Origin of the sequence: Mycobacterium sp., from assembly GCF_035314665.1 — a bacterium.
In the GTDB taxonomy this organism is placed as follows: Bacteria; Actinomycetota; Actinomycetes; order Mycobacteriales; family Mycobacteriaceae; genus Mycobacterium.
Genome location: NZ_DATFZD010000412.1, coordinates 24,527 through 33,033 on the forward strand (window position 1 = coordinate 24,527; position 8,507 = coordinate 33,033).

The following is an 8,507-nucleotide window of genomic DNA, read 5'->3' on the forward strand; positions in this document are numbered from 1 at the left end:
CGCGGTGGTCACATCGCCATCCTGGCGCGAACATCCGTACCGGTCAATCATGGTCGGGCAGGCAGGCGGGAGCCGAACCGAACCTATGATCATCGAGATCGAGCGGTTGCGGCGTCCGGTGGGAGCAAATGGTGAGTAAGGCTCGCACGGTCACGTTCGCCGGTGCGGTCAGCCCCGGGCTCTCCCTGTTCCCGCTTCGCCGGGGTCCTCGTGATCCTTGCTTTCAGGTCGGCGATGACGGTGCCATCTGGCGGACCAGCCTGCTGGCCAGCGGATCGGTCACGGCGCGGATCAGCCGCGTCGCGCCCGATGCCATCGAATGCACGGCATGGGGGAGCGGCGCTGAGGAGTTTCTCGACGTTCTCCCGGCCATGCTCGGCGCCCACGACGATGCGTCGGATTTCGTCCCGACCGACCCGACGGTCGCCGCCGCGCATCGACGAGTGCCGCACCTGCGGCTCGGTCGTACCGGCCAGGTATTGGAAGCCCTGATTCCGGCGGTCATCGAGCAGCGGGTACCGGGCGCCGACGCATTCCGGTCATGGCGGTTGCTGGTGAACAAATTCGGCACGCCGGCACCCGGGCCCGCGCCGGCGCGGATGCGGGTGCCGCCGTCGGCCGAGGTGTGGCGGCACATCCCGTCGTGGGAATTTCACCGCGCCAACGTCGATCCCGGACGGGCCCGGACCATTGTCGGCTGCGCCCAGCGGGCGCCTTCGCTGGAACGGCTGGCGTCACGGCCGGTCGCACAGGCCCGAGATGCGCTGACGTTGCTGCCCGGCGTCGGAGTGTGGACAGCGGCCGAGATCGCACAACGTGCATTCGGCGATGCCGACGCGCTGTCGGTCGGCGACTATCACATCCCCAAGATGATCGGCTGGACGTTGCTGGGACATCCGATCGACGACGCCGGCATGATCGAGGTCCTCGAGCCGATGCGGCCGCACCGGCATCGGGTGGTCCGGCTGCTGGAGGCCAGTGGACTGGCCTACGAGCCGCGCCGCGGCGCGCGACTACCGGTCCAGGACATCCGCGCATTGTGACGCGCCGCGCGGTTACCCCGCGCGATCATCGGGTATGAGACCCGCCATGACGCAGTTCACCATCCCCGGCATGGCCGAGAAGCAGGCAATCAAAGTCGCTGGGCTGCTGCAGAAGCAGCTAAGCACCTATAACGATCTTCATTTGACGCTCAAGCACATCCATTGGAACGTGGTCGGCCCCAACTTCATCGGTGTTCACGAGATGATCGACCCGCAGGTTGACCTGGTGCGCGGTTACGCCGACGAAGTGGCCGAGCGGATCGCGACCCTTGGCGGGTCGCCGCAAGGTACACCGGGCGCCATCCTGAAAGACCGCACCTGGGACGACTATTCCGTTGGCCGCGACACCGTGCAGGCGCATCTGGCCGCGCTGGATCTGGTCTACAACGGGGTCATCGAAGACACCCGCAAGGGCATTAAGGAAACCGAAGAGCTTGATCCGGTCACGCAAGACATCCTCATCGACCAGGCGGCCGAGCTGGAGAAGTTCCAATGGTTTGTGCGGGCTCACCTGGAGAACGCGGGTGGCAAGCTGGCTCACGCCGGCGCATCCACCGAACGCAGTGCGGCAAAAAGCGCCAAGCGTAAAAGCTGACAATCAGGGCGCGGCTGCGGCGGCGTGCAGGCGTTCGGCTTCGGCGGTCTCGCGGTTGAGGCGCTGCGACCGGTAGATCGACACATCGGTGTGGTGCATCAGCAGTGCGGCGATCCCGACCGCGATGATCGCGCCGGGCACCACGGAGAACGAGCCGGTCATCTCGGCCACCATGATCAAGATCGCCAGCGGCGCGTGCGCGACGCTGCCGAAACACGCCATCATTCCCACCACGACGAAGATGCCCGGGCCCTCAGGCACACCAGGCAGATGGAGCATCTCGCCAAGCCGCCAGATCGCCGCACCCACGAACGCCCCGATCACGATCCCGGGCCCGAAGATTCCGCCTGATCCGCCGGTGCCGATGGACAACGACGTGGCGACGATTTTAGCGAGGGGCAGGACCAGCACGATCCACAACGGAATGGTCAGCAGCCCGGTCTTGGTGGTTGCCAACTGCACCCAGCCGTAGCCGCTGCTCAGAACTTGCGGAATCGCCAACCCCATCAGTCCGACCAGCAGGCCCCCGAGGGTCGGCGCGAGCACCGATGCGCCGGGAACTCGCGCGGTCAGACCTTCGGTCGCATAAAAGACGCGCGCGAACAAATAACCCACGGCTGCCGCGACGATGCCGAGGACGACGAACCACAGCAGCGGCCAAGGGCTCTCGAAGCGGTATTCGGCGTCGACGTAACCAAACATCGGGTCGAAGCCCAAAAACGCGCCGAACAAGGCGTAAGCCGTGGCGGAGGTGACAAAGCCGGGATAGAGCACGCGGTATTCGAGGTCTTCGCGGTAGATGATTGATGCCGCCAGGACGGCCCCGCCGAGTGGCGCGCCGAAGATGGCGCCGATGCCGGCGCCCACCCCCAGCGACACCAGGATGCGGCCATCCTCGTCGGAGAGGTGCAATCGGCGGGTCAGCAGTGAAGCAAAACCAGCCGAGATCTGCGCCGTGGGGCCTTCGCGGCCGGCTGAGCCGCCCGAGCCGATGGTCAGCGCACTGCTGATCAGCTTCACCACCACCACCCGGGTCCGGATGTGGCGCGGATCGGTGTGGATCGCCTCAATCGCGCTGTCGGTGCCATGCCCGCTGGCTTCGGGAGCGAACTTGGCCACCAGCAACGCCGACACCAGCGCGCCTGCCGTCGTCACCAGCGGTAACGCCCAGGGCCGCTGGTAGTGGGAAGAACCCGGCTTGCCGCCCTCGACCAGCGGCGTAGGCATGTGGTAGCCGGCCACATAACCCAACAAAAAACTGGTCGTGTAGCGCAACGCCAGATAGAAGACGACGGCACCGAAACCGGCGACCACGCCGACGACGACGCCCAGCAAAAGCCATTTGTAGAGGTACTCGAGATTTCGGATGAAGCGGCCCAATCGTCCGCCGCGGCCGGGATCGATGTCTTCTGCCCCAAGCATCGCCAGTGACGTTAGCAGGGACCTCCCGCGGAATAATCGGACCGCGGTCCGGTTATATCTGGTAACTAAGTTTCAGGAGGTAAAGATGCCCGCGGTAACCGCAGACACGTTGACTTTGGAGCGGGTGCCGGCCGCCGGTCCGGCCGACACGGAACGTCCGGTGCGCTCGATCACCACCGGGCCGCATGGCTACGAGGGTGAAGGATTTCCGGTCGTCCGGGCATTCGCCGGAGTCAGCGCCGCCGCACTAGACCCATTCGTGCACATGGACCAGATGGGTGAGGTGGAATACCAGCCCGGCGAGCCCCGGGGGACCGACTGGCATCCGCACCGCGGGTTCGAGACGGTCACCTACTTGATCGACGGGCGGTTCGCGCACCAGGACTCGCACGGCGGCGGTGGTTTGATCACCGACGGCGCCACCCAATGGATGACCGCGGGCGCCGGCATCCTGCACATCGAAACGCCACCGGCCGACCTGGTCGAAACTGGCGGCCTCTTCCACGGCATCCAGCTTTGGGTAAACCTGCCGAAGAAGGACAAATTCGCCACACCGCGCTATCAGGCCATCGGGGGCACAGACGTCACCTTGCTTTCCTCCGACGACGGCGGCGCGCTCGTCCGCGTCATCGCAGGGGAGATCGACGGTCACCGCGGGCCCGGCGTTACCCACACGCCGATCACGATGGCGCACGCCACGGTCGAACCTGGCGCGCGGCTGAACATTCCGTGGAACCGCGACTACAACGCGCTGGTCTACGTCCTGTCCGGGCGTGGATCGGTCGGCCCGATCGGACATCCAATCCAGCAGGGCCAGCTGGCGGTGCTCGGTCCAGGTGAGCGGATCACCGTCGCCGCCGCGACGTCGCAGGAGTCGCGCAGACCCGCGTTGGAGGTGCTGATCCTGGGTGGCCAGCCGATCCGGGAGCCGGTTTTCCACTACGGCCCGTTCGTGATGAACAGCAAGGCGGAGTTGATCCAAGCGCTCGAGGACTTCCAGGCCGGAAAGTTCGGCAGCATCCCACCTGATGGATTGATGCCGCACACCGCGGCGCAACCGCCGCTCAGCTAACAACCAGCTTGTGCTAGCGCGGCGGTCAAAGGTGTGATTTGTGGCACAATTCATCCGTGGTGCAACCCGCCAGTCGCGGACCGGGTCGCCCCCCTGCAGCGAAGGCGGCCGAGACGCGGAAGCGCATTTTGCGCGCCGCTCGCGAGGTGTTCAGCGAACGCGGATACGACGCCGCCACCTTCCAGGCGATCGCAATCCGCGCTGACCTGACCCGGCCGGCGATCAATCACTATTTCTCGAACAAGCGCGCGCTCTACCGGGAAGTGGCGAAGGAGACCAACGACGTGGTTGTTGTCGCGAGTGTCCAGCGGGCGCTGCGCGAGACTACGCTGGTAGGCCGGGTGTCGGCGTTCATCGACGCCGCGACTCAGGCGGACATCGAAAACCGAACGGCGGCGGCGTTTTTGATCACGGTTGCGTTGGAGTCGCAGCGGCACCCCGAGCTGGGTCATGAGGAAGCCGATTCGGTTCGCACCACCCGGGAATTTCTGTCGCGGGCCATCGATGACGCGATCAAGAGCGGTGAGCTGGCTGCCGACACCGACGCCCCTGCGCTTACCGAGGCGCTGATCGCGGTTTTGCTGGGGGTTGGCTTCTACGCCGGCTTTGTCGCCAACCGGCACGAAATCGACACGGTCTTCGGCCAGGTGAATCAGTTGTTGGCTAACAGCCTCACCCGGCGCCTAAATTCAGGTCGGTGATGTAGCGCACAGAACCAGATAGTTAATCTAACTTATTTGGTAGCATGAGCGCGTTATGACTGATCTGTATGACGTGGGTTCTGTGCGTACCGACGGGGATAGCTGGGACATCACCGAGAGTGTCGGCGCCACCGCCTTGAGTGTCGCCGCAGCGCGCGCGGTGGAGACGGCAACAGCCGACCCGCTGATCCGAGACGAGTTCGCCTACTTGTTGGTGTCGTCGGCCGGTCGACCCTGGGCTCGGCTGACCAGCCCGGGTCTCGAGTGGATCGGCGACGACGAGCACGGACGCCGGTCGCACCGGCTGGCCTGTGACTACCAAGCTGTGCGCACCCACTTCTTCGACAGCTACTTCGCCGATGCTGTCGGCCACGGAATCCGGCAGGTGGTGATCCTGGCCGCGGGGCTGGATTCGCGCGCCTACCGGCTGGATTGGCCGGCCGGCACCACGGTCTACGAGATCGACCAGCCTCAGGTCGTCGAGTACAAGACGGCCACTTTGGACTCGGCCGGCGCCGCACCCAAGGCCACCCGGCGGACTGTGCCGGTGGACCTGCGCGACGACTGGCCCGCGGCGCTGTCGGCCGCGGGTTTCGACCAGACCCAGCCCACCGCGTGGCTGGCCGAAGGCCTTTTGCCCTACCTGCCGGCCGAAGCTCAGGACCGGCTGTTCGAGATGCTGACGGAGCTGAGCGCGCCCGGCAGCCGAGTAGCCGTCGAGTCGTTCAGCCTTGGTTCGGGCGACCCCGAGCGACGCCGCGCGGCGCGACGGGTCCGCTTTGAGCGGATGCGCGAAAGGCTCGGCCTCGACATCAATGTCGAAACCCTGACTTACCAGGAAAGCGACCGCGCGGATGCCGCCGAATGGCTGACCGCACACGGCTGGCAGGTGCACGCCGTGACCAACGCCGACGAAATGGCCCGACTGGGCCGGCCGATCCCCGCGGACCTGGCCGAAGAGTCGTTCACCACCAGGCTGCTGCACGCACAGCTCGCGGCAGCCGATTGATCACCAGACGCAGTTTGCAGGAGGCAGGACCACGATGAGTACCTTGCGCAGCCACGACGACACCTGGGACATCGCCACCAGCGTCGGCAGCACGGCAGTGATGGTGGCCGCCGCCCGAGCCGTCGAAACCGATCGCCCCGATGCTCTGATCCGCGACCCCTACGCCAAGCTGTTGGTCAGCCAGGCCGGGACGGGCGTGTGGGAAAGCATGCTCGACGACTCCCTGCTCGCCAAGGTGGAGTCGATCGATCCGGAAGGGGCCGCGGTGCTGCAACACATGCGCAGCTACCAGGCCGTGCGCACGCACTTCTTCGACGCCCACTTCACCGGGGCGGTGGCCGCCGGCATCCGGCAGGTAGTGATCTTGGCGTCCGGGCTGGACTCGCGGGCCTACCGACTGGACTGGCCTGCCGGCACCACGGTCTACGAGATCGACCAGCCCAAGGTGCTGGCCTACAAGTCGGCCACGCTCGCGGCGCACGCCGCGACGCCGTCGGCCGACCGCCACGAGGTGCCGATCGACCTGCGTCAGGATTGGCCGGCCGCCCTCGTCGGCGCGGGTTTTGACCCTGAGGCGCCGACGGCCTGGCTGGCCGAAGGTCTGCTGATGTACCTGCCGGCCGACGCCCAGGACCGGCTGTTCACCCAGATCACCGAGTTGAGCGCGCCGCGCAGCCGGATCGCGGTGGAAACTGCGGCCAGCCATGCTGAGGAGCGACGGCAGGAGATGCGGGATCGATTCCAGGGGCTGGCGGAGAAGCTCGGCATCGAGCAGAGTGTCGACATTCAGGACCTGATCTACCACGACGAGGATCGCGCGGTCGTCGTCGACTGGCTCAACGAGCACGGCTGGCGGGCCACGGCACGAAACTCCGGGGACGAGATGCGCCGGCTGGACCGCTGGGTGGACGGCGTGCCGATGGCCGACGACACGGACGCCTTCGCGCAATTCGTCACCGCACAACGCGCATGGGCACGACGAGTCGCTCCGACGGCGACACCTGGGACATCGCGACCAGCGTCGGCGCGACGGCCGTCATGGTGGCTTCCGCCCGCGCGGCCGAGACGGCCAGCGAGCAGCCGCTGATCCGCGATGAGTTCGCGCAGCTGCTGATCGACGGCCCGGAACTCGCGCAGTTGGTGGCCAAGATGTCGACGACTTACACGGCCGATCCCGAGTTGGCGGCCGTCCGCGCACACATGGTCAACTACCAGGCCGCGCGCACGCATTTTTTTGACGCCTACTTCCGGGCGGCGGCCGCAGCCGGCATCCGTCAGCACGTCATGTTGGCGTCCGGGCTGGACTCACGCGCCAATCGGCTGGACTGGCCGGCGGGGACCAGCGTTTACGAAGTAGACCAGCCGAAGGTGTTGGAGTACAAAGCCGCAACGTTGGCGGCCCACGGCGTCCAGCCGGTTGTCGAGCGTCACGAGGTGGCGGCCGACCTGCGGTTTGACTGGCCGAAAGCGTTGCGGGACGAGGGATTCGACCCGGCACAGCGGACCGCGTGGCTGGCCGAAGGCCTGTTGATGTTCCTGCCGGGTGAGGCCGAAGACCGGTTGTTCACCGATATCGACGCGCTCAGCGCACCGGGCAGCCGGGCCTGCATCGAGGATTTCACCTTCGACGAGGCGGCGCGCGAGGCATACGACAAGCGCCGCGCCAAGACCGACGAACTGCGCCAGCGGATCGGCGACGAGAACGTCTTCGACCCCGGCGACCTGTGGTACACCGAAGACGAGCGCTGCGATCCGGCGGCCTGGTTCGATACGCACTCCTGGCGCGTCGAGTCGGTGTCCGGCCGCGACTACCTGACTCAGGTCGGTCGTCCGCTGCCGGAGGAACCCAACGTGGCGGCGACGTTCCGGGCTGTCTTCGTCTCTGCTGAGAAGCCGTAAGCGCGGGCGGCTGCGACAACTGAGGGCACCTGTTGCCCAACCAGGTGGTTGATTAGGATTGGGTTTTCGTCGGTCGAGGAAGGAATCCCCATGACCACCGAAGCCACCGAAACCACCGCACATGCCACCGTCGGCGCGGCCGCCCCGACTCACTCTGATATCCCGACAGTTGTCGCTCGCCTGCGGCAGACGTACTCCACCGGAAAGACCCGCAGCGTGGAGTGGCGACGAGCCCAGCTGCGCGCGCTGGAGAAGATGATGGCGGAAAACGAGCCGGCGATCGCCGACGCGCTCGCCAAGGATCTGGACCGCAGCCCGTTCGAGGCCTGGCTGGCCGACACCGCGACCACCGCGGGCGAAGCCCGGTATGCGGCCAAGCACGTCAAGAAGTGGGTGCAGCGCAAGCACCGGCTGCTCGAGCTGGCGCAGCTGCCCGGCCGCGGCTGGGTGGAGTACGAGCCCTACGGCACCGTGTTGATCATCGGCGCCTGGAACTACCCGTTTTACCTGACGCTCGGCCCGGCAGTGGGAGCGATCGCCGCGGGAAACACGTTGTTGCTCAAGCCATCCGAGATCGCTCCGGCGTCGGCAGCGCTGATGGCCGAGCTGGTGCCGCGCTACCTGGACCGCGACGCGATCGCGGTGATCGAGGGTGACGGCGCGGTGAGCCAGGAGTTGATTGCGCAGGGATTCGACCGGGTGTTTTTCACCGGCGGCACCGAGATCGGCCGCAAGGTCTACGAGGGCGCCGCACCGCACCTGACGC

General features: G+C 66.5%; 8 protein-coding genes and 1 pseudogene. 8 read left to right on the forward strand and 1 reads right to left on the reverse strand.

The features are described 5' to 3' along the window. Positions 1–128 precede the first annotated feature (128 nt). Both VKI00_RS29520 and VKI00_RS29525 read left to right on the forward strand, forming a co-directional pair. Positions 129–1,043, forward strand: a complete 915-nt coding sequence (locus VKI00_RS29520; RefSeq protein WP_324444558.1) for a DNA-3-methyladenine glycosylase 2 family protein — start codon at positions 129–131, stop codon at positions 1,041–1,043. A 46-nt stretch (positions 1,044–1,089) separates the two neighbouring features. Beyond that, positions 1,090–1,638, forward strand: coding sequence for a DNA starvation/stationary phase protection protein (locus tag VKI00_RS29525; protein ID WP_324444559.1), 549 nt, complete (start codon positions 1,090–1,092; stop codon positions 1,636–1,638). A 3-nt stretch (positions 1,639–1,641) separates the two neighbouring features. Here the strand turns inward: VKI00_RS29525 and VKI00_RS29530 are convergent, their stop codons facing one another. After that, positions 1,642–3,060 (reverse strand): chloride channel protein, encoded by a 1,419-nt coding sequence (locus tag VKI00_RS29530; RefSeq protein WP_324444560.1) that lies wholly within the window; start codon positions 3,058–3,060, stop codon positions 1,642–1,644. A gap of 85 nt (positions 3,061–3,145) precedes the next feature. Between VKI00_RS29530 and VKI00_RS29535 the strand changes: the two genes are divergently transcribed. The 6 genes and pseudogenes from VKI00_RS29535 to VKI00_RS29560 all read left to right on the forward strand — a co-directional run. Then, the gene (locus tag VKI00_RS29535; RefSeq protein ID WP_324444561.1) at positions 3,146–4,132 is read left to right on the forward strand and encodes a pirin family protein; all 987 of its coding nucleotides are present in this window, start codon (positions 3,146–3,148) and stop codon (positions 4,130–4,132) included. 56 nt (positions 4,133–4,188) lie between these two features. After that, complete coding sequence (locus VKI00_RS29540; protein ID WP_324444562.1) at positions 4,189–4,833, forward strand: TetR/AcrR family transcriptional regulator; 645 nt, start codon at positions 4,189–4,191, stop codon at positions 4,831–4,833. Between the two features lie 55 nt (positions 4,834–4,888). Next, positions 4,889–5,842, forward strand: coding sequence for a class I SAM-dependent methyltransferase (locus VKI00_RS29545; protein ID WP_324444563.1), 954 nt, complete (start codon positions 4,889–4,891; stop codon positions 5,840–5,842). A gap of 34 nt (positions 5,843–5,876) precedes the next feature. Further along, positions 5,877–6,809, forward strand: a pseudogene (locus tag VKI00_RS29550) (class I SAM-dependent methyltransferase); the annotation flags it as partial. Between the two features lie 2 nt (positions 6,810–6,811). Further along, positions 6,812–7,741: an SAM-dependent methyltransferase gene (locus VKI00_RS29555; RefSeq protein ID WP_414687329.1), complete on the forward strand. Its 930-nt coding sequence runs from the start codon at positions 6,812–6,814 to the stop codon at positions 7,739–7,741. Positions 7,742–7,831: 90 nt separating this feature from the next. Further along, the coding region (locus tag VKI00_RS29560; RefSeq protein WP_324444565.1) for an aldehyde dehydrogenase family protein at positions 7,832–8,507 on the forward strand (676 nt) is incomplete at its 3' end.

Excerpts from the sequence above, each read along its gene's own strand:
- VKI00_RS29525 (WP_324444559.1), top strand. The coding sequence starts at position 1,090 with ATGACGCAGTTCACCATCCCCGGCATGGCCGAGAAGCAGGCAATCAAA.
- VKI00_RS29530 (WP_324444560.1), bottom strand. The coding sequence starts at position 3,060 with ATGCTTGGGGCAGAAGACATCGATCCCGGCCGCGGCGGACGATTGGGC.
- VKI00_RS29555 (WP_414687329.1), top strand. The coding sequence starts at position 6,812 with ATGGGCACGACGAGTCGCTCCGACGGCGACACCTGGGACATCGCGACC.
- VKI00_RS29535 (WP_324444561.1), top strand. The coding sequence starts at position 3,146 with ATGCCCGCGGTAACCGCAGACACGTTGACTTTGGAGCGGGTGCCGGCC.
- VKI00_RS29520 (WP_324444558.1), top strand. The coding sequence starts at position 129 with ATGGTGAGTAAGGCTCGCACGGTCACGTTCGCCGGTGCGGTCAGCCCC.
- VKI00_RS29545 (WP_324444563.1), top strand. The coding sequence starts at position 4,889 with ATGACTGATCTGTATGACGTGGGTTCTGTGCGTACCGACGGGGATAGC.